This is a genomic window from Gemella massiliensis (genome assembly GCF_900120125.1).
Classification (GTDB): Bacteria; Bacillota; Bacilli; order Staphylococcales; family Gemellaceae; genus Gemella; species Gemella massiliensis.
In genome coordinates, this window is the sequence record NZ_LT635546.1 from 25465 (window position 1) to 49632 (window position 24168).

Below are 24168 nucleotides of genomic sequence, written 5' to 3' on the forward strand. Positions count from 1 at the left end.
TTACTATTAATACAATTTTATAAACTTATTACTTAAATTTTAACACAAAATTACAATAATTAAAATTGTAAATTTCTATTTTCGTATCTCTTGATTTTTTTTTATTTTGTATTACAATAAAAGAAGCTAAAAAATTAAAAATAAGGAATAGTTACTATGATGTTGTCGAATGTAATTTATGAAACAAATAAACATAAGAGTTTGAAAAATATTTTTCTTTTAATACTGGGAACATTTTTATTTTCAATTTATGCAGGGATACTTATACCGGCAAATAACATTGGTGCCGGAGGTGCATTGGGACTTAGTTTAGTTCTGAATAAATTAATAGGAATAAAAATAGGGACGGCACAATTTTTATTTAATTTACCGTTATTTTATATAGGGTATAAATATATTAGTAGAAGATTTATCTTACTCACAGGATTAGTAATTAGCGTTTCATCATTTTTAATAAATAATTTACCTCATTTTATCACACCGGTTTACTTGGGAGATTCTTTGGTAGCGGCAATATTTAGTGGAATTATCTCAGGGCTTGCAATGTGCTGTTTATTAGTCGGTGGTGCTTCAACCGGAGGGACGGATATAACAGGTAAGTTTTTATCAAGAAAAACAAAAGTCAACTTACCGACAGTCTTTCTAATACAAGATATTACAATTTATTTAATAGTTTGGATTTTCTTTGATATTAAATATGTAATGTATGCTTTGGTGATGAGCTTTGTAAGAAATCAAACGATGAAAGGTGTTCAAAAGTTATTTTCAGCTTATATTCAATGTACAATTATTTGTGATTGTCCGGAGAAAATGGTAGAGATTATTAATTATCAATTACATCGAGGTTCAACAGTTCTTGATGTTGAAGGGGGATATAGTCATATGAAAAAACGTATGATTATAGTCGTTATACAACAAAATGAAATGTATCAACTGAAAAAATTAGTAGCACGAAATTGCCCGAATGCTTTTATTACGGTAACGGCTGTTAATACAATTATGGGGAATTTCAAAGAACATTCGTATAGGTTATAAAAATATAGTTAGTGTAAGGAAACTATAATTTGTATCCAATATAAAGTTTTGATTAAGATAATGAAAAATGTATTATAATAAATATAAATATTCTTATTTTAGAAAGAAATACCTAAAAATATAAATTACCTCAAAAGTTATATTAAGAAAAGAATTAACTTTAGGGGTGTTTTATAATAAAAAATGGAATTAAACTTTTACAAAAGGATTTAGAGAAAATTATCAATAAACTTTTGAAATATAAATCAATTTATGGAATTTATTAAAAGTATGTTAAGAGGAATGTAAAAAATGAAGCATAAATTATTAAAAATAAAAAAATTAGCAGTAGTATTTGGAACTTTTGCCCCAATGCACACAGGACATGTAGATTTTATAACAAAGGCGAAACGGGAAAATGATGGTGTTTTGATTATTGTTTCGGGAACAAATACTGAAGAAGATCGCGGAACACGTGACGGTCTTCATCTTAATCGCCGTTTTCGTTATGTTCGAGAAGTTTTTCATGATGATGAACTTGTAGTAGATAAACTCGATGAAGAAGGTATGTTAGCTTATCCAAACGGCTGGGAACCTTGGCTTAAAACTCTTCATAAACTTATTAAAGATAATACGGATTATCAATTTGAAAAAATGACATTTTATATTGGAGAAGAAGATTACCAAAAACCTTTGCTTAGTTATTTTAAGAAAGTATTTGCTAATGAATATCGTGTTGATAGGGATCAAATTAATGATTTTGACGAAATTAGAGAAAAAGAAGTAGCAATTACAATTATTGATCGTACTTTAGTTCCGGTATCCGGAACTGAAATTCGAAAAAATCCCCTCGTATATTGGCGTTATATTACTAAGCCTTTTCGACGCCATTTTACAAAAAAAGTGCTGGTTGTAGGTTCTGCATCAGGTGGGAAAACAACACTTATAAAAGATCTTGGGCGTGTTTTTAATGCTCCAATCTCTCTTGAATATGCACGACATTATCAGGAAGTTTATAATGTTCGTGATGATGAATTGGATACCAATGATTATATTCGTCTTTTTGCTAATCAGAATGAACAGACTTCAAACGTTATTGATAGTGGTAGCCACTCAGGTATTGTATTTGTAGATACTAATGCTACCGTGACTATGGCTTATGTAGATTACTATCTTAAAGGTGTTATCTCGGAAGAAGAATATCAAGCACTTAAATTATCATATAAGGTAGCTATCTCAAAAGAAAAATGGGATCTTATTGTTCTTATTCCACCAAAATCAGCTTATGTTAATGACGGTTTTCGTGATATGACTATGGCAAGTCAAGATATTCGTGACGGTTTTACAAACCATCTTATTGAATTACTTGAGCAGGATGGGTTTAAAGATAAACTTTTAATTCTTGATAGCGATATAGATACTTTCTTTATAGATAACTACAAGAAAACCGTTAAAGCCATAAAAGATCGTCTTAATATTGAAATTTAAGCGAATATTAAATAGGAGATAAAATATATTAATTTTGATTATAACAAAATTCAATCATATCTTTTGCACTGTCGGTATTTTTATATTGTGGATATATAAATAATAGGAGCGTCTTGAGCAAAATCGCGATTTCGTAAAAAATCGATTTTATCAAGTCGCTCCTATACATTTTATTAATTTTTGGAAAGTCTTTTAAAGTGTATTTTAAATCAATGCGCCACTATATCTAACCACTAATAGTATTATAATTTTCGGCTTTTAGGACAGTATTGTTTCTTTTTACTATAATTTTATATTTTCCAAATTTTTCCAATAGCATTACGAATTTCATAATTATCCATAAAATATTCAATATTACCGTTAAAATTACGTTTGAATTGAAGTACGCTATAATCGGTTGCATCTTCAGAGTCAAAATCTTTAGAAGTACCATAGAAGTTAAAATACTTAAAATTTCTTTCGATAGCATATTTAATCATTTCATACATAATAGCATATGTACCGTTAAATTTAGATAATTCTTTTATCATACCACCGGAAAAGTATATAAAATCTTGATTTGATTCAATAAAACTTGCACAGGATAGATAAATTATATTTCCATAAATGTTTTTAAGGTCTGTTATTTTTGATATTTTATTATTATTAAAGACAATAGATTCTTCTAACTTTGCTATTTTGTTTAAAGTTTTATCTCTATTTATTTTTTTGCTATTTAACTTTTCTACTAAATTGCTTTTATCATTAGTAATAGATAAATTCTCTTTCTCTAGGTTAGAGATAAGTAAATCACAATCTAAATAAGAAACCATTAAATGAAGTTTGTCTTTTAAAATTTTTTTTAAGATTTTGAAGTGAGTACTATCTCTTACTTCGAAATTTATTCTTTTTTCAGTATTTTTATTTATATTATCAAATATTTTTGAATAATAGTTATCAAAAATATCAATTTCTTTAATAATAATATTTTCTTTAAGAGCTTTGTTAATTGAACGCTTAGCCATTGTAGAGATATTTTTTATAAGGTTATCTGTAGTTAAGTCTGAATTTAATTCAGTTGAGTAAAGGCAACGAGGTGCTAATGTCGGATTTGTAAATAAATCATCGTTAAGTGCTTTGTAATCAAAAGATGTTAGAATATTATCTGTAGAAATAGCTTCCTCATTATACTCAATAAATTTAACATCGTCATAAATTTTTTCGTTTAAAAATGGATTTACCCTAACACATAAAACTCTTAGATTTTTTGTATAATATTTTTTTAGTTGTTCAAAATAAAATTTAACCAATTTTGTATTAGAATAATCCATAATTGGTCCATGCTGTGCTGTAACTTTATAAAAATATTTTTTATATCGAAAATAGATAAATACTCCATAAGCAAGTATCTTATCATTATCTTTAACAGCTAATATTTTATAATTTTGTTTTTTAGTTCTTAATACATTAGCAAAGTCAAAGGATTGTGAAAATAAATAACGTTCGTTATTTTCTTGTTGAAAATTTTTTAATTCATCATTACTAATTTCGGTAAATATCATTAGAAAACTCCTTATGTAATTTTTTAAACATCTATACGATTATATAATAAATATGCTGAAAAAAAAAGAAATAACCATTTAGTAAATGAAGAAGAGGTAAATAAATGATATAATAAAATAAAAAAGGTATGGTGGATATGCTTATGAAAGAATATCAATTAAGAAATAGAAATTATAAAATTAGGTATAATGATTTTCCGGGGGAACAAACACCTATAATATTTATTCATGGTATGGGTTGTGCCGGGTCATTTGATTATGTTGAGATAGCAGCAAATAAAAAATTTTTAGGGTATAGAAAGATTTTAATTGATTTATTGGGAGCCGGATATAGTGATAAACCACTGGATTTTGTATATAATGTGAAAAATCACGCACAATATTTAAGTGAATTTTTGGAAGATTTGAATTTAGACAAGGTTATACTTTTTGGGCATAGCTTGGGAGGAGCTATTTCAATAGAATTGTGTTCTTTGTGCCAAGAAAAAGTAGAAAAACTTATTTTAACAGAACCTAATTTAGATCCTGCAAAAAAAGGGCGTAGTAGTTGGGCAGTAGCACAATATACAGAAGAAGATTACAAAAAAAGACTAAAAGGATTGATAGAGCTATGTGAAAGTGGTAGAAATACTATGTGGGCTGCGACCTTGCGTAACTGGTTACCGGAAGCAGCATATCAAATTTCAAAAGATGCAGTTAGTGATAGGGAAGTGTCTTGGCGAAAACTGTTTTATAGCTTTCCAATACCGAAATATTTTATTTTTGGAGAAAAAACATTGCCGAATGACGATTTAGAGGAGTTGCCGAAGAATGGGATTGTTGTTAAGACAGTTTCTAATGCAGGGCATTCTATGGCATGGGATAATCCGATTGGTTTAGTTGAAGTAATTAGCAGTTGCTTGGAGTAAAATTAAATCTGATAGGTATATTTTATTTTGTTCACACAGTTTGATTTTGTTTAATAAAAATTAAAAACTCAGATTAATTTCTGAGTTTAATTTTTAAATTATATTTTTTTAATTTTTATATTACTTACCATTAAATAAGAACCTAAAAGGGTAAGTATCAGCATTATAATACTAGGTAATCCGAACAATGATACAATAGCCAAAATAGTTCCGCACGTTGTAATAGGGACACCTTGATAAAATCCTTTTTTCATCGTAGTAACGTTGAATCTTGCTAGGCGATAAGCACCGCAGCATGCAAAAATCCCACAAATAACAGCGACAATAACCATTAAGGAAATAGAAGGTTTATCAGTTGTTACAAATTTTTCAAAAACAAGAACTGCCGGAGCAACACCAAAACTCACAACATCGCATAAAGAATCTAATTCTTTTCCAAGATCAGAAAAAACACCTAATTTTCTTGCAACGATACCATCGTATCTATCAGCAAGCATTGCTAAAAAAATAAAGACACTAGACCATATATAATACCCGTGAATAGTGGTTAGTATAGAAGTAAAACCACAAAATATATTTCCAAGGGTAAGATAGTTCGGTATGAAATTTTTATTCATGACTTATCCCTCCAATATTGATACATATAATTATAGTATAAAATGTTGAGAATGTCTAAAAAAATATAAGATTTTTTTGGGGAATTCAAAAATATTTTTTGAAGAATATTGTTTTTTAAAAAATATATTGATATAATTATGATGAGATTAATATTTTCGGGAGGTTGTTATGAAACAAGAAAAAAAGGTAGTTAATAAAAAAAGAATTGCAAAAGAATTATTTTTTATTATGCTCGGTTGTGCAGTGTATTCTTTTGCACTTTTACATTTTAATGTACCGAATCATCTTGCAGAAGGCGGTGGAGCTGGAATAGCATTATTTTTATGGTATGCCTTTGGATTTCCGGTATCATATGGGACTTTGCTGATAAATATTCCGTTATTAGTATTGGGGTATAAAATGTTGGATAAAAAAACAATGATTTATACGATTTATGGTATTATTATGTTGACACTTTGGATAAATATTTTCGAAAATTATCATGTTGTAATAGATATTGGCGGAGATAGATTGTTAGCTTCTGTTTTCGGTGGAATTATAGCAGGGGTTGGGTTAGGCACTGTTTTTGTTTTTGGTGGTACTACCGGTGGTGTTGATATTATAGCAAAAATTATTCAGTTACATTTTGGTGTTTCTGTGGGTAGAGTTATCCAAATAATAGATGGAGTAATTTTGCTTCTAAACTTTATGGCATTAAAAAGTTATCCTGCAATTCTATATACTTTAATTTATGTTTACATTAGCACTAAGTTAATTGATGTTTTTGTTGAAGGTGGAGTTCCGGGTAAAGGTGTTATGATAATGTCTAAGAAAATAGACGAAATAACAGAAAAAATTAATACAGATATGAAACGTGGTTTAACATTTTTAAAAGGGCAAGGCAGTTACTCACGTCAAGATATGAATATCGGTTATTGTGTTGTAGCAAGAACGGAAATAGGTAGATTAAAGTCATTGGTATATGAAATAGATCCAAACGCATTTCTAACTATTACTGAAGTTCACGATGTAATAGGGGAAGGATTTAGTTTTGATCAACCTAAGAAAATAAAATTAAAGAAAAGTAAGAAATAAAGAGTGATTTAAGTGGTTTAAAAGTGATAAAATAGAACACGTTAATAATATAATTTTAATCGACTTTTTAAAAAGTTTAATAGATTTTCAAAGGTGGAATAGAAAAATTGATTTATAAAATCAAAATTTTTTATTCCACTTTTTAGGTAGTTTGGTACAAAAATTAAAAAAGAAATATACAAGGTTTAGAAAATTTAATATTAATAGTGTGGAAAGGGGTATTGATTTTAATTGAAATTTTATATAAGAGTATTAATAATTGTCTTTTTGACAAGTGTAACTTGTTCATACTTCGGTCAAATATTATTATTTTTAATAGAATATGGAAAAAATTATTATCAATAATTAATCTGTTTAACTCCGGTTGTATTGATATTCACTAAACGTAGTAATAGATATTTTAAAACCGGTAATATAGGAATGAAATATTTAATTACCGGTATACAGACAAATATTAAAAAAATAAGCTGGTATTTTCCGATTTTATTGGTAATAAATACATTTTTGCTCATTTAACAGGGGTAAGTGTAGGAAGAGAAGGTGTTGCGGTTCAACTAGGTGGAACAATTGGGAAAAATTTTGCAGATGAAAAATTTAGTGCCGATCAATGTAATTATTTAATTAGATTGGGTATGATTTGTGGATTTTCCGCATTATTTCAAACACCGTTGGCAGCATTATTTTTTATCTTAGAGATAACTGGAAGAAAAATAAAAATCACAAGAGAGTTTTTATATGAATTAATATCTTACGTAGTATTTTCTTTTACGGCTACAAAGGTGTCAAATTTATTAGGTTTAGAAAAGTTTTTTGTTTTTGTTGATTTTAGTTTTAAAAATATAACCTTGGAAATGTATTTAAAAATTGTAATAGCAAGTATATGTTTTATTTTAGTTGGAATGTTGTTTGTGATTGTTCAGAAATTTCTAAAAAAATAACAAAGATAAATAAAATTATTACTTGGATTTTGGTATTCTTATTTATAATTATTAGTTTTATTACCCAATTTAAGTATACGTCATTGGGTACAAATTTAATAAATTTTTCTTTTTTTTGATACCGGTCAAATAACAAGGTTTGATTTTATTTTGAAATTGTTGTTAACAGTAATATGCACAGCAGTTGGTTTTAGCGGTGGAGAGGTAACGCCATTATTTGCGATAGGTGCAAGTTTTGGTGTTGTATTATCCGGAGCATTAGGACTACCAATTTATATTTTAGCCGGTATAGGTTACTCATTAGTTTTTTCATCTGCTACAAAATCATTTTTAACACCGATTTTATTAGTATTAGAAGTGTTTGGAATTAAGCTAATGCTTTTAGCATCGCTTTCTGCGTTAATTATTTATTTTATTAATCGAAAATACAGTATTTATGAATAATAAAAGCGACTTAAAAATCGTGATTTTGCTGGAAATTGATTTTATAAGTCGCTCTTTGCACAGTTCATTAGATTTTGGAAAAACTCTTTAAAACGAATGTCAAAATCAATGAATTGCTATGGTCAATCACTAATAAGAAAATTGAATTTGTAGATTTTAGATTGAGCTTTTATAAGCCGAGAATATTTAAGATTTCTTTTTTGTATTGCAGTTTTTGTTCGTCTTTATCTTTAGTCTTGTCAAGATTAATAGTTAATTCAGAAACTATTTCTCCCGGTTTATTTTTAATGATATATATTCTGTTACTAAGCTCAATAGCCTCATCTATGTCATGGGTGATAAGTAGTGTGGTCAGGTTCAAAGTACGACTAATATCTAAAAACCAACTGTGAAGAGATATCTTGGTAATTGCATCTAAAGCACTAAACGGCTCATCCAGTAAAAATAACTTCTGTTTGAACATATAAGTTCTGAGAAGTGCAACACGTTGACGCATGCCGCCGCTGAGTTCACTGGGATATTTGTCTTTATATTCATAAAGATTAAAAAGTTTCAAATTTTCAATAGCTTCTTTTTCAGCCTCTTTTTTCTTAATTTTTTTTATTAGTAAAGGCAGAATAATATTGCCGATAACAGTTTTATGTTCAAGTAATAAATCTTTTTGTAGCATATAACTGACTTTACCTTTAAAGTTAGTGTTATTTTCTATTGCTATTTCACCTTGACTAAGTTCTATTATGCCGGCGATAAGATTAAACAAAGTTGTTTTACCTACACCGCTTCCTCCAAGGATAGAAACTATCTCTCCACTATTAACATGGATATTAATATTTTTTAATATATCATTATTTGGATAACTATAAGTTAAGTTTTTTATTGATAATACGGTCATTATTTTACAAAGTCATTGGTAAATCCTGTGTTATCTGCTAGAGGTTTTTCAACGATGTTATTTTTGTTTACCCAACGGTAAAACGCATTCCAACGTTCAGCATCAAATTCGCCCCATTTATTTTTATCGGTTGCATAACGTTCTGATAAATATTTTTGTGAATTAATGATAAAGTCACGTTTTTCTTTTAATTCCGGTGCATTTTTGATTAAAATATCAGCAGCTTCTTCAGGATGTTCCATTGCATAGATATATCCTTTCTTAATTGCTTGAATAACTTTTTTTGCTTCTTCTTTGTTCTCTTTTAAATAATCGTTATTAGCGATAATTACCGGAGAATAGTAGTCCAGTTCTTTAGCAAAATCTTTTAAGTAGAAGTAGTTAATATCTAAATTCATAGATTCAGCCAGCTTACCATCCCACGCATAATAAATCCATGCAGCATCAAACGCTCCATTTTCCATTGGAGTGACAGAATTAGTATCTGTATTAGGGGTAAGTTTTACCTTGCTAAAATCTCCACCTTGTTTTTCAACTAATGATTTAATCATGGCAAGTTCCACAGGATCATTCCATGTTCCATATTTTTTCCCTACTAAATCTTTAGGTTCTTTAATGTCACTTTTTTTCAATGAAATAACACCGGAAGTATTATGTTCTATTATTGCCGCAACAGCGGTGATACCTGCCCCTTTAGAAAGTTTATTAGCCATAGTGTCTTGGTAATAAATCCCAAATGGTGCTTTATTATTAATAATTAAATCAGAAGTACTATCCTCCGGTGCCGGTTTAATATCAAGATCAATACCTGCTTCAGCAAAATAGCCTTTTTCTTTTGCAACAAAAAGTCCGGTGTGATTTGTATTTATCGCCCAATCTAAAACGAAATCCACTTTTTTTAAATCTTTTTTTTGTTCTGTATTTTGTTTATTAGTACCGCAAGCTGTAAGCGTTACAGCAAGAACAATGGCAAATAAACTAATTATTATTTTTTTCATAATTGTCTCCTATATATTTCCATTTAATAATTTTCTTTTCACTTAGTTTTACTAATTGAATACTTAGCAAACTAATTATTGATACTAGAATAATAATCGCAAACATAGTATCATATTCAAATAATTTTTTAGCTTTAATCATATAAACACCAAGTCCTTCAAAACCGCCAAGCCATTCAGCAACCACCGCAGCGATAAAAGCATATGATACACTTACACGAAGCCCTGCATAAAAATATGAAAGGCTATTCGGGATTTTGACATGCCAGAGTATTTGTAGTTTGCCGGCATTCATAAGTTTGAGTAGAGTAATCATGTCCTTATCGCAGTTTCTAAAACCATCGAGAATACTGACAATAATCGGAAAAGTTGTGGTAAGTATTATTAATACTATTTTAGGTGTAAGACCGTAGCCTAACCATAAAACAAGTATAGGTGCTATAGCTATAGTCGGGATAGTTTGTGTTAAAACTAAAAGCGGATAAATGGCTTTATTAAAGGCAGGGATGCTATCCATTATTAAAGCTAAGAGCCAAGCTATTACAATTCCTAAAAATAACCCGATAATAGCCTCTATTAAAGTGATTTTACTATGAAAAATTAATGTTTTATAGTTTTTTATAAAAGCATGTATTATTTCCGTTGGAGTAGGAATTATATATTTTGGGAGTAGATTCAAATATCCTGCTCCTTGCCAAATAATAAGCAGAAAAATCATAGTAATAGCGCTGGTATATTTATTAATTAAATTTACTAATTTTTTCATCAATTGTTAAAATACTCCCGTAATTAATTTTTACATTGGCAAAAATATTATTGCAATTTTCCCCAGCGATAAGTAAACATTCTTTTAAAGTCGCCATTAAGTCATTAAAATCACCTTCAATTACCGTTTCAAACGGCGTAACGACGGCGGTGGAATGTTTTGATAAAATAAAGTTTATAACTTTATCAATAGTTTTTAATCTTCCAATATCATCTTTTTCTAATGGAAGAATTTGTAAAGCGATACTGCAATTTTGCAAAATAAAAAACCTCCTTATAAGTTTAAGGGGTCTAATTATGGTCTTTAAGATTAACTTTCCTACGCTGGCATTATCCAGATCAGGTTCGGTCGAAATTATAGAATTTCCTCTCAGACTGTTTACAGACTCCCGTATAAGTTATTATAACATATCATTAAAGAAAAACAATAAAAATGCTTAAAGTAAAGACCTACAATTTAAAAACATTGTAAAAATAAGTGAATGATATTAATCTATAATTTATAAATATATCACTTAATAATAAATATTGATAATTGTTAGAGAAAATTTTTCAGATGTGATATAATAAATCCACAGGAAAAAAGAAGTGAGGTTAGTAAAATGGATAATATTATTGATGTAAGTATTCCGGTAGCGGAGGTTGTAGATAAACATCCGGAGGTGTTGGATATTTTAGTAGACTTAGGTTTTAAACCGTTAGCCAATCCTATTATGAGAAATACTATAGGTAGAAAAACATCGTTAAAAATGGGTTCTAAGTTGGCAGGGATAGAGTTGGAAAAAATAATTTCTACATTAAAAGCAAATGGATACGAAGTGGTAGGACTGGATTAATGGCTACTAAACGTATAGAGGTCTTAAAATCTATTCTGTTGCGTTTGCATAATGGAGAGAGTGCAGAATCTGTTCAAGAAGAATTTGATAAGCATTTTACAGGAGTATCAGCGATAGAAATTAGCCTTATGGAACATGAACTTATGAATTCTAATTCGGGTGTTACGTTTGAAGACGTAATGAAATTATGTAATGTTCATGCCAATCTTTTCAAAGGAGCAATAAAAAATGTAGAAATTGCAGATACAGAACATCCGGGACACCCTGTTCAAATATTTAAGCAAGAAAATTTTGCCCTTAGAGCTGCTATTATGCGTGTAAGACGTATTTTAGCAAATTATGAAAAAATAACGGATGAAATGACTAAAAAAGAAGTATTAAAAGGACTTTTTCGTCAGTTAAATTTATTAGGTCAGTTTGATATACATTATCGTCGAAAAGAAGAATTGATGTTCCCTATTATGGAACGTTATGGTCATACCGCACCACCTAAAGTTATGTGGGGCGTGGATGATAAAATACGTAAATTATTTAATAAAGCCTTAAAAGATGCAGAAAAATTTCCCAACGTTGATATAGAGGAAGTTAAAGCAAGTTTTGAAGTTTTTGTTAAAGAATTTGAAGAAATGATTTTTAAGGAAGAATCCATATTACTTATGATTCTTATGGAAACATTTAATCAAGATGATTGGCTAAACATAGCTAAAGAGAGTGATGTGTATGGATATGCAATAATTAAACCGACAGAAAAATGGGTTCCACATAGGGAGCCATTTGGAAAAGAAATAGAAAATTCGAAACAAACACAAGAAATATCCAATGAAGAAAATAATTTAACACAAAAAGTTATAGATACTCCGGAAGGTGAATTTACCATCACTTTTAAACCCAAAGAAAATAAGAATAAGGTTATTGACAGAAATAGCGAACAATCTTTTGGTAATGGATATTTGTCAGTAGAACAGGCAAATTTAATACTTAATCACTTGCCGATGGAAATTACCTTTGTGAATAAAGATGATATATTTCAATATTATAATGATAATGTGCCAAGTGATGAGATGATCTTTAAACGTACTCCAAGTCAAATAGGACGTAATGTTGAACTTTGTCATCCTCCACAATATTTAGAAAAAGTACGTATAATTTTTAAAAATTTGCGTGATGGAAAAAAAGATAAATATGAAATGTGGTTTAAATCTAAATCACGTGATAAATTCGTTCATATAACTTATGCGGGAGTATATGATAATAACAATGAATTTCAAGGTGTTCTTGAATACGTTCAGGATATACAACCATATCGTGAAATAACAAGTGATTATTATCGTGATATAGAGTAAAAAAGAATTAGGTGGGGCAATCAATTTTTGGTTGTACAATGATACGGGCATGGGAAAAAATTTCCTTCCCGTATTATTTATGGCTTTGTGTCAAATACGTAGCATGGGGAAAAATATTTTATAGTATACAAAAAGACAAATATCCAAATATAATTAAAATAGTAAAAATAATAAATTACGGATGGATATTTGATATAAATAATTTTAATATAAACAAATAAAAAATAATAGTGTTTATATTAAAATTTTTATTTAGATAATTTTTACGATACACCCGGTTATGTGTAAAAATAAGATATTATTAAATAGGTATATGAGAGAGTAGAAAAAATTAAAAAAACTATTGACAATAAAAAAAAAAAATGTTATTATTTAGTACGTGAGTGTTTTGAACGCTCTGTGTAAAGCCACTAGGCTTAAAAAAATTGTAATTTTATGAACCACCTGGATATGTGATTCATAATAAAAATAAAATTTTTATGGAAAGGAGGAAACCAAAGAAATGCCAACTATTAATCAATTAGTTCGTAAACCTCGTAAATCAAAAGTATCGAAATCAGATTCACCGGCTCTTAACAAAGGGTATAACTCTCAAAGAAAGAAAGAAACTGATATTTCTTCTCCACAAAAAAGAGGAGTATGTACTCGTGTTGGGACTATGACACCTAAAAAACCTAACTCAGCTTTACGTAAATATGCGCGTGTTCGTTTATCAAATCAAATCGAAGTAACAGCATATATCCCGGGTATCGGACACAATCTTCAAGAACACAGTGTTGTACTTATTCGTGGAGGACGTGTAAAAGACTTACCGGGGGTACGTTACCACATTATCCGTGGAGCTTTAGATACTGCAGGAGTTAACGACCGTAAACAAGGACGTTCTCTATACGGTGCTAAAAAACCAAAAGAGAAAAAATAATAATTTGAAAATAATTTGATAAAAGAATTTCGTGAAAGGAGGCAACATTATGCCACGTAAAGGTCCGGTTGCAAAACGTGATGTTTTGCCAGATCCAATTTACAACTCAAAATTGGTTACAAAATTGATAAATAAATTAATGCTAGATGGTAAACGCGGTACAGCTCAAAGAATTCTGTATTCTTCATTTGATATAATCAAAGAAAAATCAGGTCGTGATGCTATGGAAGTGTTTGATGAAGCATTAAACAACATTATGCCTGTACTGGAAGTACGTGCTCGTCGTGTAGGTGGTTCTAACTACCAAGTACCGGTAGAAGTACGTGCTGAAAGAAGAATTACATTAGGATTGCGTTGGTTAGTTAACTACTCTCGTTTAAGAGGAGAAAAAACTATGGAACAACGTCTTGCTAATGAAATCCTAGATGCAGCAAACAATACAGGATCAGCAGTTAAAAAACGTGAGGATACTCACAAAATGGCTGAAGCTAATAAAGCGTTTGCTCATTATCGTTGGTAATAATAAGGTGAATATCAAGCTAGTTAATGTTAGCTTGAGTTTTTCACTATAAAATAGACATTGTCAAAAATATTTAAACATTATATGAAAGGAGAAAATTGACTCATGGCTAGAGCATTTTCTTTAAAAGATACTCGTAATATCGGTATCATGGCTCACATTGATGCAGGTAAAACTACTGCAACAGAGCGTATCTTGTTCTACACTGGGAAAATTCATAAAATAGGTGAAACACATGAAGGTGCTTCGCAAATGGACTGGATGGAACAAGAACAAGAACGTGGGATTACAATTACATCTGCTGCAACAACTGCCGAATGGAAAAATCACAGAATCAATATTATTGACACACCGGGACACGTAGACTTTACAGTGGAAGTTGAACGTTCATTACGTGTACTTGACGGTTCTGTTGCTGTTCTTGATGCTCAATCTGGTGTTGAACCACAAACTGAAACTGTTTGGCGTCAAGCAACAACTTATGGAGTTCCTCGTATTGTATTCGTTAATAAAATGGATAAAACAGGAGCTGACTTCCTATATTCAGTAGGAACAATTCATGACAGATTACAAGCAAATGCACATCCGATTCAATTAGCAATCGGTGCAGAAGACCAATTTGAAGGTGTTATTGATCTTGTAGAAATGAAAGCTATCTATAATGAAGGTAGCGTTGGTGAAAATCTTGTTGTTAAAGAAATTCCGGCGGAATACCAAGATCAAGCCGAAGAATACCGTGAAAAATTAATCGAAGCTGTAGCAGAATTTGATGAAGAATTTATGGAAAAATACTTAGGTGGAGAAGAAATTACCGTTGCAGATTTAAAAGCTGTAATTCGTAAAGCTACTTTATCAGTAGAATTCTTCCCGGTTGTGTGCGGTTCGGCGTTCAAATATAAAGGAGTACAACCAATGCTTGATGCAGTAGTAGACTACTTGCCATCACCATTAGATGTACCTGCTATTAAAGGAACAGATCCGGATACAGATGAAGAAGTAGAAAGACATTCTTCAGACGAAGAACCGTTTTCAGCATTAGCATTCAAAGTTATGACTGACCCATTTGTAGGGAAACTTACATTCTTCCGTGTGTATTCAGGTGTTTTATCATCTGGTTCATATGTTAAGAACTCAACAAAAGGTAAACGTGAACGTGTAGGGCGTATATTACAAATGCACGCTAATACTCGTAACGAAATTTCAGAAGTTTATGCAGGGGATATTGCAGCAGCAGTAGGTCTTAAAGATACTACTACCGGTGATACACTTTGTGATGAGAAAAATGAAGTTATTTTGGAATCAATGGAATTTCCGGAACCGGTTATTCAACTTTCAGTTGAACCGAAATCTAAAGCTGACCAAGATAAAATGGCTACAGCTTTACAGAAACTTCAAGAAGAAGACCCGACATTCCGTGCGGGTACAGATGAAGAAACCGGACAAGTTATCATTGCCGGTATGGGTGAATTACACTTAGATATTATTGTAGATCGTATGCGTCGTGAATTTAAAGTTGAATGTACAGTAGGTGCTCCTATGGTATCATACCGTGAAACATTCAAACAATCTGCACAAGTACAAGGTAAATTTACTCGTCAATCTGGTGGTCGTGGACAATATGGGGACGTATGGATTGAATTTACTCCAAACGAACCGGGAGCAGGATTTGAATTCGAAAACGCTATTGTCGGTGGGGTAGTTCCTCGTGAATATATTCCGGCGGTAGAAGCAGGACTTAAAGATTCTATGGCGAACGGTGTATTGGCAGGATACGAATTAATCGACGTTAAAGCTAAATTGTTTGATGGATCATATCATGACGTCGACTCATCTGAAATGGCGTTTAAAGTAGCAGCATCATTAGCGCTTAAAGAAGCGGCTAAAAAATGTAATCCTGTTATCTTAGAACCGATTATGAAAGTTGAAGTAGTTATGCCTGAAGAATATCTGGGAGATATTATGGGAGATATTACTTCACGTCGTGGTCGTGTAGAAGGTATGGAAGCTCGTGGTAATGCACAAGTAGTAGCTGCCCAAGTACCGCTATCAGAAATGTTCGGGTATGCAACATCTTTACGTTCTTCAACTCAAGGACGTGGTACTTACACAATGACATTTGATCACTATGAAGAAGTACCAAAATCAATTTCAGAAGAAATCATCAAAAAAAATAAAGGGTAGTCAATAGTTACCCTTTATAGTTGCAATTTTTATTGTAACATTATAAAATATAGTTATCATAGAATGCTATGTGGCTAATGTATATTAAATTAACTTTAAGGAGAGATTTTATAAAATGGCAAAAGAAAAATTTGACCGTAGTAAAACACATGCTAACATTGGAACAATTGGTCACGTTGACCATGGTAAAACAACTTTAACAGCAGCTATTGCAACTGTTTTGGCTAAAACTTATGGAGGAGAAGCTAAAGACTACGCTTCTATCGATAATGCGCCTGAAGAAAGAGAACGTGGTATTACAATTAACACTTCTCATATCGAATATGAAACTCCAACACGTCACTATGCACACGTTGACTGTCCGGGACATGCTGACTATGTTAAAAACATGATCACAGGTGCTGCACAAATGGACGGAGCTATCCTAGTAATCGCTGCTACTGATGGTCCTATGGCTCAAACTCGTGAACACATCTTATTATCACGTAACGTTGGGGTACCTAAAATTGTAGTATTCTTAAACAAATGCGATATGGTAGATGATGAAGAGTTATTAGAACTAGTTGAAATGGAAGTTCGTGAACTATTATCTGAATACGGATACGATGGAGATGATCTACCTGTAATCAAAGGTTCTGCTCTTAAAGCTCTTGAAGGTGATCCTGAAGCAGAAAAAGCTATTATTGAACTTATGGAAGTTGTTGATACCTATATCCCAACTCCAGAACGTGATAATGCAAAACCATTCATGATGCCGGTTGAAGACGTGTTCTCAATTACAGGACGTGGTACAGTTGCTACAGGACGTGTTGAACGTGGACAAGTTAAAGTTGGTGATGTAGTAGAAATCGTTGGTTTAACTGATGAACCGGCTTCTACAACTGTAACCGGAGTAGAAATGTTCCGTAAATTATTAGATTACGCTGAAGCAGGGGATAACATCGGTGCTTTATTACGTGGTGTTGCTCGTGAAGATATTGAACGTGGACAAGTTTTAGCAGCTCCTAAAACAATTACTCCACATACTCAATTCGTAGCAGATGTGTATGTATTATCTAAAGAAGAAGGTGGTCGTCACACTCCATTCTTCAGTAACTACCGTCCACAATTCTACTTCCGTACAACTGACGTAACTGGAGTGGTTACATTACCTGAAGGTACAGAAATGGTAATGCCTGGTGACAACGTAGCTATCAATGTTGAACTTATTTCTCCAATCGCTATCGAAGAAGGAACTCGTTTCTCAATTCGTGAAGGTGGACGTACAGTAGGTTCAGGTGTTGTTACTTCAATCATTAAATAATTTAAGTAATATAATAAGAAATAAAGTCTTGATTTTTCAAGGCTTTATTTTTTGTTTAACATTGTTTTTTTTAATTGACTCAACGAAAAATCGGATTGATGAAAAACTCAAGTTCGATTTTTTTATAACAAATTTACTAAAAGATATAGAAAAAAATGTAAATATCCGTTATAATTTAATCGACTAATACTAAAAGAAAGGGAGTGATTAGCTATGGCTATAGTAATAAAAAAAGTACTGGCATCTACTTTAAAGAAAATGGCAGAGAAAAAATCATTATCTAAAATAACAATTAACGATTTGACACAAGCATGTGAAGTAAGTCGTCAGACATTTTATAGCAATTTTAAAGATATTTATGATTTAGTGGAGTGGATTTATCTTCGCGAAGTAGTAACTTCAATTGGTAGAGGTAAAACTTATGAAAAATGGCAAGATGCATTAACCTCAATTTTTCAATATATCTCTGTGAATCATGTTTTTGTCCTAAATACTTATCACTCTTTTGGAAAAGGTTTTTTAGAAAAAATTTTAAAAAAAGAGATTGAGTTGTTCTTAAGTCGACAAATATTTCAAAAAATCGAAGTTACTAATGAAGAGGCGAAACAAGTGGAGTTTTCTTATTCTTTTTATACTTATGCTTTAGTTGGTGTAGGATTAGATTGGATTGAAAAGCAAATGCCTGAAACTGTAGAAGAGCTTGTTGAAAGAATTGAAAAAGTTATGCTAGGTGAAATTATTTCCCTACTTTAATAAAGAAAAAATAGCTCCTTTACAATTCGAAAAATTTGTAAAATAGTTAGGCAAAAAGCGGAAATTGTAAATTGTTTTATTTATATGAAAAGTGTATATTAATGGTGATATTAATATACACTTTTTTAGGAGGGGTTTTTATGTATTATTCAAATGGAAATTATGAAGCTTTTGCTAAACCGAAAAAACCGGCAGGAGTTGATAAAAAATCAGCTTATTTAATTGGTTCTGGACTCGCATCTCTTTCTGCGGCAGCCTTTTTAATTCGAGATGGGCAAATGAAAGGGGATAGAATCCATATTCTTGAAGAACTTCCGATAGCAGGAGGTAGTTTGGATGGTATTATGAATCCAACACGTGGATTTATTATCCGTGGTGGTCGTGAGATGGAAGATCATTTTGAATGTCTTTGGGATCTTTTCCGTTCTATTCCGTCATTAGAGGAAGAAGATGCATCAGTTTTAGATGAGTTCTACTGGCTAAATAAAGAAGATCCTAACTATTCAAAATGTCGTGTTATTGAAAAACGTGGACAACAAATCCCTAACGATGGAAATTTTGCTTTACCTGATAAATCTAGTCAAGAAATGGTTAAATTATACTTAACTTCAGAATCAGAACTACAAGGTAAAAAAATTACAGATGTATTTAGTGAAGAATTTTTTGAAACAAATTTCTGGATTTATTGGTCAACCATGTTTGCTTTTGAAAAGTGGCATTCAGCTACAGAAATGCGCCGTTATATATTGAGATTTATTCATCATATTAATGGACTTCCAGATTTATCAGCACTTAAGTTCACTAAATATAATCAATGAAAGTCATGGGGTTACTTTTGAATATAATACTGTTGTTAAAGACATTAAAGTAGAAAAACATGGAAAAAATCTTATTGCTAAAAACTTAATTTTAGAAGTAGAAGGAGAATCGGTTGTTAGAGAATTAACAGAAGATGACCTTGTTTTTGTTACAAATGGTAGTATCACTGCTTCAACAACTTATGGCAATAATGATACATCAGCACCTGTCAATAAAGAACTTGGCGGAGCTTGGCAACTTTGGAAAAACTTAGCCAAACAAGATGAACGTTTTGGTCGACCGGAAGTATTTTGTGAAAATCTTCCGGATCAAAGCTGGTTTGTTTCTGCGACAGCAACTGTAAAGGATAAACGAATTGGAGAATATATCGAAAAAATTAGCAAGCGTGACCCTTATGCCGGTAAAGTAGTAACAGGCGGTATTGTAACAGCTCGTGATTCAAACTGGATGATGAGTTATACGCTTAACCGCCAACCACACTTTAAATCTCAGTCTAAAGATGAGCTAGTTGTTTGGATTTATGGTCTATATTCAAATATCCCGGGCAACTACGTTAAAAAACCAATAGAAGCTTGTACCGGTATTGAAATAGCAGAGGAATGGCTTTACCATATTGGCGTTCCTGAACAATTTATTCACGAATTTGCTAGCAAAGGATGTAGTACAGTTCCATGTTATATGCCGTATATAACTAGTTACTTTATGCCAAGATGCGATGGAGATCGTCCGTTAGTTATTCCGGAAGGTTCGAAAAACTTAGCATTTATAGGAAACTTCTCTGAGACAGCCCGTGATACTGTCTTCACTACTGAATACTCTGTTCGTACAGCGATGGAAGCTGTTTATACATTATTAGATATTGATCGCGGTGTGCCTGAAGTGTTTGCTTCTGCTTATGACTTACGAGTAATGACTAAATCTACGAGTCGTTTAATGGATGGTAAAAAACTAGAAGAAGTAAAACTCCCTCTACTTGTCAAAGTATTTAGTAAACGTGTATTGAAAAAAATTAAAGGAACATATATTGAAGAAATTCTAAAAGATGCCGGTTTAATTTAGTTATTAGATTTCTTATTCATACTTATAACAATAAAGTAATTAGTAAAGACGATAGCGAATGCTGTCGTCTTTTTTATAACTTACTATTGCACTTTATTGTAAAAATTATTAAAATTCAAATAGTCATTACAATTCATTATTGTTCTTTCAAATTAAATACATTATAATATTATTATAAACTTTTTAGCAAATTTATATGATGATTAGAAATAATTCGTAATTAAAATTAAAGAAAATAGTGTGAATAATTTATATTATGTATTAATAGTAATGAGTGGGTTATTATTGTTTTTTTGAAAATATATCGCGAAAATTATAATAAATAAGCGATATGTGAACTACCTTACAGAGAAAAGGAAACTACTTTTATGGTAAGAGAATATGGAAAATATTCTATATGGTTAAAAAATTTAATATTTTCAAAAAGAAAATTAGAGATTTAGGAATAACAATTATTAGCAAAAATACTGGCGAAGAAAAGCGGTTAGAAGAAATATTTCGCAGAACTGTGGTTCATGACGTTAATAGTTAAAGGTCAGAAATATATTCTTTTGATGCTTAAGAGGAAGAATACATTATTTCATATGCTGGAGATGAAAGGTTTCGAAAATACATGAGTATATCTATTCAAGTACGTAATGGAGAAAATGAAATCTATTAATTTAACTTTTAAAATTTTTAAGCAGGAGGAAAAGAGATACTTTTATTAGGTGTAGAAAAAGAAAATGGATGGTTATTTGCAGAATATAGATTAACCTATAGGGTTGGTTGGGAACATATTTGCAAAGCAGTTAATTTAGCTTATGATTACTATGATAATGTAGAAGTCCTTGTTGACGATAAAATCGTGAGTATTAATTCGAAAGAAGAAGTTTTGAAATTAGAAGAAGCGGGAAAAATGACAATACGTGGTATATCTAAAATAATAGGTGTACCGTTAATGATAACATTTTTTAATCAGCTTCAAGTTGTCAGATGTTCAGTTGGATGTCTGACAGAGGAGTTTCAAGTGGCTGAATATGAGAAGTTTAACAAGTCATTAGCTCAATATATGGATAGTTTAGAAATATCTATGTACAGATAAATCTAAGTATTAATAATATAAAAGGAGATTAAGATGGACTTGTTGGAAATAATGAAGTGAAATACATCGTATGCAAGTGGGTATGAAAATACGCCTATGGAAAAACAATATTATGCAAAGGAATTATGTTGGGAATATAATCAAACCTTACCAAAAGAACAAGATAAACGTATTGAAATTTTAAAAAAATTATTTGGAACTTGTTCAGATTACGTGTTTATTGAACCAAGTTTTCGTTGTGATTATGGATTTAACATTCATATACATGGTTTTGCTTTTATTAACTATAACTGTGTAATTTTAGATAATTCGCCTGTTAATATAGGGAATGGTGCATTTATTGCACCGGGAGTGTGTATAGCTTGTTCAGGTCATGCGATACATCCTGAACAACGAGCAAAAGGTGTATCAACCTCGGCACCTATAACTTTAGAAGATAATGTTTGGATCGGAGCAAATTCAACAGTTTGTGGTGGTGTAACAATAGGAAAAGGTTCAATTATTGGTGCTGGAAGTGTTGTTAATAAAGATATTCCAGCTGGTGTTATTGCAGCCGGTTCACCATGTAAGGTGATTAGAAAGATAACAGAAGAAGATAAAATTAAGCCAGAAGATATTTTATATTAATCAACCTAAATCATAAGAAAATGATGCTGTTTTGGTAATCGTGTCAAGGAAAAGTTACTAATACTTGATAGCGATGCAAATACTTTCTTTATCGATAACTATGAAAAACTATTCAAGCCATAGAAGAAAGTCTTAACATAAGAATATAATAAGTCTATGTGTTGTATGTAAAGGAGAAGCGTAATGAAACAATATAATTCTAAAAAAGAGTTGATTAATGAAATTAACAAAGCATTTGAAAAATATATTACAGAATTTTTAACAATAAAGGAAGTAGATAAAAATCTACGAATAGACGGAGTAGATAGGACGCCGGCAGAAAATTTATCTTATCAATTAGGGTGGACGACTTTGTTATTACAATGGGAACGAGATGAGCTTATTGGAAAAATTGTTAAAACACCTCACCCCAACTTTAAATGGAATGAGCTTGGTAAATTATATTCTTGGTTTTATGAGCAATATTCTAAAATGACTTTAGAAGAATTAATTATTGCGCTAACAAATAACGTGAATGAAATAACCGTATGGTTAGAAAATATTTCTGATGAAGAATTATTTATGCCGCATAAAAGAAAATGGGCAGATAGTGCAACTAAAACAACAATATGGCCTATATGGAAATTTGTTCAAGTAAATACAGTTGCACCTTTTAAAACATTTAGAACAAAAATAAGAAAATGGAAAAAAGAAAGATAAATTATGAAATATTAAATAGAAAAAATATAAATTATGTTTTTATAACTTATTGATACATTATTTAAACTATGTGATATATTTTTTGTTAAGAATAATTCCTTTTTTGGTATAGTAACGTATATTTTAAAAAAATTTATTTTTTATTTTTTTAGTAATAAGTTTATTATATATTATAATTTATATTTATTGACAGAACGGTTGCTGAACAACTATAATAGTAAATTATATAGTTTTACGTAGAGGAGGTTAAGTGATATGAAAGTGATTGCAATTTCAACACGTAGTGAAGAATATAGATCAGATACCGGTATAAATAAACGGCGTTTATATACCAACGGCTATTTTTCGGAGATTGCAGCTGAAGTCGATTTTATTTTATTTCCGGTTTGTTCTGAGGTAGGGATTGAGAAGATTGCTTCCATGTGCTGTGGTCTAATAATAGCAGGAAGAGATAGAGATATTCATCCACGTTATTATGGAGAAGAACCAAAAAAAGGATTAGTGTATCAAGAAGATAATTATGAAGATTCATTAGATTTTAAATTAATAGAGGAATTTTCTAAGAGAAATAAACCGATTTTTGGAATTTGTAGCGGTTTGCAAAGTATAAATGTATATTTTGGTGGAACTCTTATTCAACATATCGATAATCATACTGATAAAGTGAAATTAATGAGACATGGTATTGCAGTAAAAAGAGGTTCTTTTGTTCATAAAATGTGTGGCGATAGAGCAAGTGTAAATTCAATCCATCATCAAGGTATTAAAGAAATAGCCAAAGGTTTTAATATTACTGCTGTGGCAGATGATGGTACTATAGAAGCAATTGAAAAGGGAAATTTAATCGGTGTACAATGGCATCCGGAGGTTGATATGGATATAAAAATGTTCGAACAATTTATATCTTTATGTAAATAAAAATTATTACTAGGTGTACATAATGAAAGAATATTTGTATGCTTAGTTTTTTTATTTTAATACATTGATAAAAAGGCTATTTTATGCTATTATAAAGTAGTTAGATTATAAAAAATTGGAGGATTATATGACAACTATTACAAAAGAGCAAGTAGAACATATTGCCCACCTTTCACGTTTGGAAATTCAGGTGAACGAAGTCGATGGAATTATTGAAAAATTGGAACAGGTTGTTGACCTATTTAATGAATTGAATAATGTAGATACTAATAATGTAAAACCTACCTACCATGTACTTGATTTGGTAAATGTTTTTAGAGAAGATATTGCAGAACAAGGAATAAACAGAGAAGAAGTATTGAAAAATTCCAAAGAAACGGAAGCGGGACAGTTTAAGGTGCCTACAATAATAGAATAATATTAG

24 protein-coding genes, 1 pseudogene and 1 riboswitch are annotated in these 24168 nt (G+C 30.8%); of the genes and pseudogenes, 19 read left to right on the forward strand and 6 right to left on the reverse strand.

What is annotated here, in order from left to right:
- Window positions 1–159 precede the first annotated feature (159 nt).
- Together BQ7358_RS05100 and BQ7358_RS05105 are read left to right on the forward strand one after the other, a co-directional pair.
- Complete coding sequence (locus BQ7358_RS05100; protein WP_231723768.1) at window positions 160–1035, forward strand: YitT family protein; 876 nt, start codon at window positions 160–162, stop codon at window positions 1033–1035.
- A 291-nt stretch (window positions 1036–1326) separates the two neighbouring features.
- Window positions 1327–2502, forward strand: coding sequence for an AAA family ATPase (locus tag BQ7358_RS05105; protein WP_062174092.1), 1176 nt, complete (start codon window positions 1327–1329; stop codon window positions 2500–2502).
- 290 nt (window positions 2503–2792) lie between these two features.
- Here the strand turns inward: BQ7358_RS05105 and BQ7358_RS05110 are convergent, their stop codons facing one another.
- Complete coding sequence (locus BQ7358_RS05110) at window positions 2793–4043, reverse strand: peptidoglycan bridge formation glycyltransferase FemA/FemB family protein (RefSeq protein WP_062174090.1); 1251 nt, start codon at window positions 4041–4043, stop codon at window positions 2793–2795.
- A gap of 143 nt (window positions 4044–4186) precedes the next feature.
- On the opposite strand from BQ7358_RS05110, the gene BQ7358_RS05115 reads away from it, so the two are divergent.
- Entirely contained in the window at window positions 4187–4951 is a 765-nt protein-coding gene (locus tag BQ7358_RS05115; RefSeq protein ID WP_072520287.1) for an alpha/beta fold hydrolase, read from the forward strand.
- Between the two features lie 98 nt (window positions 4952–5049).
- On the opposite strand, the gene pssA is transcribed toward BQ7358_RS05115, so the two are convergent.
- Entirely contained in the window at window positions 5050–5568 is a 519-nt protein-coding gene (pssA, locus tag BQ7358_RS05120) for a CDP-diacylglycerol--serine O-phosphatidyltransferase (RefSeq protein WP_062174085.1), read from the reverse strand.
- 169 nt (window positions 5569–5737) lie between these two features.
- Between pssA and BQ7358_RS05125 the strand changes: the two genes are divergently transcribed.
- The 3 genes from BQ7358_RS05125 (at window position 5738) to BQ7358_RS09030 (ending at window position 8025) form a co-directional block, all read left to right on the forward strand.
- Window positions 5738–6643 (forward strand): YitT family protein, encoded by a 906-nt coding sequence (locus BQ7358_RS05125; RefSeq protein ID WP_062174083.1) that lies wholly within the window; start codon window positions 5738–5740, stop codon window positions 6641–6643.
- Between the two features lie 500 nt (window positions 6644–7143).
- The gene (locus tag BQ7358_RS09025) at window positions 7144–7581 is read left to right on the forward strand and encodes a chloride channel protein (RefSeq protein WP_234971578.1); all 438 of its coding nucleotides are present in this window, start codon (window positions 7144–7146) and stop codon (window positions 7579–7581) included.
- A gap of 150 nt (window positions 7582–7731) precedes the next feature.
- Complete coding sequence (locus BQ7358_RS09030; protein ID WP_231723766.1) at window positions 7732–8025, forward strand: chloride channel protein; 294 nt, start codon at window positions 7732–7734, stop codon at window positions 8023–8025.
- 169 nt (window positions 8026–8194) lie between these two features.
- Here BQ7358_RS09030 and BQ7358_RS05135 read toward each other — a convergent pair whose 3' ends face one another.
- The 4 genes from BQ7358_RS05135 to BQ7358_RS05150 are packed head-to-tail and all read right to left on the reverse strand — an operon-like array spanning window position 8195 to window position 10940.
- Window positions 8195–8917: an ATP-binding cassette domain-containing protein gene (locus BQ7358_RS05135; RefSeq protein ID WP_062174080.1), complete on the reverse strand. Its 723-nt coding sequence runs from the start codon at window positions 8915–8917 to the stop codon at window positions 8195–8197.
- On the reverse strand, window positions 8917–9915 hold the full coding sequence (locus tag BQ7358_RS05140; RefSeq protein ID WP_062174078.1) for an ABC transporter substrate-binding protein: 999 nt from the start codon (window positions 9913–9915) through the stop codon (window positions 8917–8919). The genes BQ7358_RS05135 and BQ7358_RS05140 overlap by 1 nt, the downstream gene beginning before the upstream one ends.
- A complete protein-coding gene (locus tag BQ7358_RS05145; protein WP_062174076.1) occupies window positions 9896–10681 on the reverse strand; it encodes an ABC transporter permease in 786 nt (261 codons plus the stop codon). Before BQ7358_RS05145 ends, BQ7358_RS05140 begins: the two co-directional genes overlap by 20 nt.
- Complete coding sequence (locus BQ7358_RS05150; RefSeq protein ID WP_021753315.1) at window positions 10656–10940, reverse strand: thiamine-binding protein; 285 nt, start codon at window positions 10938–10940, stop codon at window positions 10656–10658. The genes BQ7358_RS05145 and BQ7358_RS05150 overlap by 26 nt, the downstream gene beginning before the upstream one ends.
- Window positions 10941–10978: 38 nt before the next feature.
- A riboswitch (TPP riboswitch) is annotated at window positions 10979–11083 on the reverse strand.
- Window positions 11084–11282: 199 nt separating this feature from the next.
- Here BQ7358_RS05150 and BQ7358_RS05155 point away from each other — a divergent pair.
- From BQ7358_RS05155 to gatC, 13 genes and pseudogenes are all read left to right on the forward strand, one after another.
- Window positions 11283–11516: a DUF1858 domain-containing protein gene (locus BQ7358_RS05155; RefSeq protein ID WP_021753314.1), complete on the forward strand. Its 234-nt coding sequence runs from the start codon at window positions 11283–11285 to the stop codon at window positions 11514–11516.
- Complete coding sequence (locus BQ7358_RS05160; protein ID WP_062174073.1) at window positions 11516–12859, forward strand: DUF438 domain-containing protein; 1344 nt, start codon at window positions 11516–11518, stop codon at window positions 12857–12859. The genes BQ7358_RS05155 and BQ7358_RS05160 overlap by 1 nt, the downstream gene beginning before the upstream one ends.
- A gap of 502 nt (window positions 12860–13361) precedes the next feature.
- The gene (gene rpsL / locus BQ7358_RS05170) at window positions 13362–13781 is read left to right on the forward strand and encodes a 30S ribosomal protein S12 (RefSeq protein WP_021753312.1); all 420 of its coding nucleotides are present in this window, start codon (window positions 13362–13364) and stop codon (window positions 13779–13781) included.
- Between the two features lie 49 nt (window positions 13782–13830).
- Window positions 13831–14301, forward strand: a complete 471-nt coding sequence (gene rpsG / locus BQ7358_RS05175; protein WP_040461137.1) for a 30S ribosomal protein S7 — start codon at window positions 13831–13833, stop codon at window positions 14299–14301.
- 105 nt (window positions 14302–14406) lie between these two features.
- Window positions 14407–16482, forward strand: coding sequence for an elongation factor G (gene fusA, locus BQ7358_RS05180; protein WP_021753310.1), 2076 nt, complete (start codon window positions 14407–14409; stop codon window positions 16480–16482).
- 115 nt (window positions 16483–16597) lie between these two features.
- A complete protein-coding gene (tuf, locus tag BQ7358_RS05185) occupies window positions 16598–17785 on the forward strand; it encodes an elongation factor Tu (RefSeq protein ID WP_021753309.1) in 1188 nt (395 codons plus the stop codon).
- Window positions 17786–17998: 213 nt separating this feature from the next.
- The gene (locus BQ7358_RS05195; RefSeq protein WP_062174065.1) at window positions 17999–18538 is read left to right on the forward strand and encodes a TetR/AcrR family transcriptional regulator; all 540 of its coding nucleotides are present in this window, start codon (window positions 17999–18001) and stop codon (window positions 18536–18538) included.
- 140 nt (window positions 18539–18678) lie between these two features.
- A pseudogene (locus BQ7358_RS05200) lies at window positions 18679–20416 on the forward strand (oleate hydratase).
- An 847-nt stretch (window positions 20417–21263) separates the two neighbouring features.
- Window positions 21264–21500: a hypothetical protein gene (locus BQ7358_RS09035; RefSeq protein WP_231723765.1), complete on the forward strand. Its 237-nt coding sequence runs from the start codon at window positions 21264–21266 to the stop codon at window positions 21498–21500.
- A gap of 96 nt (window positions 21501–21596) precedes the next feature.
- Window positions 21597–22127 (forward strand): sugar O-acetyltransferase, encoded by a 531-nt coding sequence (locus tag BQ7358_RS05210; RefSeq protein ID WP_083577636.1) that lies wholly within the window; start codon window positions 21597–21599, stop codon window positions 22125–22127.
- A 183-nt stretch (window positions 22128–22310) separates the two neighbouring features.
- Entirely contained in the window at window positions 22311–22826 is a 516-nt protein-coding gene (locus BQ7358_RS05215) for a ClbS/DfsB family four-helix bundle protein (protein ID WP_062174059.1), read from the forward strand.
- 255 nt (window positions 22827–23081) lie between these two features.
- A complete protein-coding gene (locus tag BQ7358_RS05220; protein WP_062174056.1) occupies window positions 23082–23744 on the forward strand; it encodes a gamma-glutamyl-gamma-aminobutyrate hydrolase family protein in 663 nt (220 codons plus the stop codon).
- Between the two features lie 127 nt (window positions 23745–23871).
- The gene (gene gatC, locus BQ7358_RS05225) at window positions 23872–24162 is read left to right on the forward strand and encodes an Asp-tRNA(Asn)/Glu-tRNA(Gln) amidotransferase subunit GatC (RefSeq protein WP_062174055.1); all 291 of its coding nucleotides are present in this window, start codon (window positions 23872–23874) and stop codon (window positions 24160–24162) included.
- Window positions 24163–24168 lie beyond the last annotated feature (6 nt).

Coding starts and splice junctions, on each gene's coding strand:
- BQ7358_RS05100 (WP_231723768.1), top strand. CDS start 160: ATGTTGTCGAATGTAATTTATGAAACAAATAAACATAAGAGTTTGAAA.
- BQ7358_RS05105 (WP_062174092.1), top strand. CDS start 1,327: ATGAAGCATAAATTATTAAAAATAAAAAAATTAGCAGTAGTATTTGGA.
- BQ7358_RS05110 (WP_062174090.1), bottom strand. CDS start 4,043: ATGATATTTACCGAAATTAGTAATGATGAATTAAAAAATTTTCAACAA.
- BQ7358_RS05115 (WP_072520287.1), top strand. CDS start 4,187: ATGAAAGAATATCAATTAAGAAATAGAAATTATAAAATTAGGTATAAT.
- pssA (WP_062174085.1), bottom strand. CDS start 5,568: ATGAATAAAAATTTCATACCGAACTATCTTACCCTTGGAAATATATTT.
- BQ7358_RS05125 (WP_062174083.1), top strand. CDS start 5,738: ATGAAACAAGAAAAAAAGGTAGTTAATAAAAAAAGAATTGCAAAAGAA.
- BQ7358_RS05135 (WP_062174080.1), bottom strand. CDS start 8,917: ATGACCGTATTATCAATAAAAAACTTAACTTATAGTTATCCAAATAAT.
- BQ7358_RS05140 (WP_062174078.1), bottom strand. CDS start 9,915: ATGAAAAAAATAATAATTAGTTTATTTGCCATTGTTCTTGCTGTAACG.
- BQ7358_RS05145 (WP_062174076.1), bottom strand. CDS start 10,681: ATGAAAAAATTAGTAAATTTAATTAATAAATATACCAGCGCTATTACT.
- BQ7358_RS05155 (WP_021753314.1), top strand. CDS start 11,283: ATGGATAATATTATTGATGTAAGTATTCCGGTAGCGGAGGTTGTAGAT.
- BQ7358_RS05160 (WP_062174073.1), top strand. CDS start 11,516: ATGGCTACTAAACGTATAGAGGTCTTAAAATCTATTCTGTTGCGTTTG.
- rpsL (WP_021753312.1), top strand. CDS start 13,362: ATGCCAACTATTAATCAATTAGTTCGTAAACCTCGTAAATCAAAAGTA.
- rpsG (WP_040461137.1), top strand. CDS start 13,831: ATGCCACGTAAAGGTCCGGTTGCAAAACGTGATGTTTTGCCAGATCCA.
- fusA (WP_021753310.1), top strand. CDS start 14,407: ATGGCTAGAGCATTTTCTTTAAAAGATACTCGTAATATCGGTATCATG.
- tuf (WP_021753309.1), top strand. CDS start 16,598: ATGGCAAAAGAAAAATTTGACCGTAGTAAAACACATGCTAACATTGGA.
- BQ7358_RS05195 (WP_062174065.1), top strand. CDS start 17,999: ATGGCTATAGTAATAAAAAAAGTACTGGCATCTACTTTAAAGAAAATG.
- BQ7358_RS05210 (WP_083577636.1), top strand. CDS start 21,597: ATGGAAAAACAATATTATGCAAAGGAATTATGTTGGGAATATAATCAA.
- BQ7358_RS05215 (WP_062174059.1), top strand. CDS start 22,311: ATGAAACAATATAATTCTAAAAAAGAGTTGATTAATGAAATTAACAAA.
- BQ7358_RS05220 (WP_062174056.1), top strand. CDS start 23,082: ATGAAAGTGATTGCAATTTCAACACGTAGTGAAGAATATAGATCAGAT.
- gatC (WP_062174055.1), top strand. CDS start 23,872: ATGACAACTATTACAAAAGAGCAAGTAGAACATATTGCCCACCTTTCA.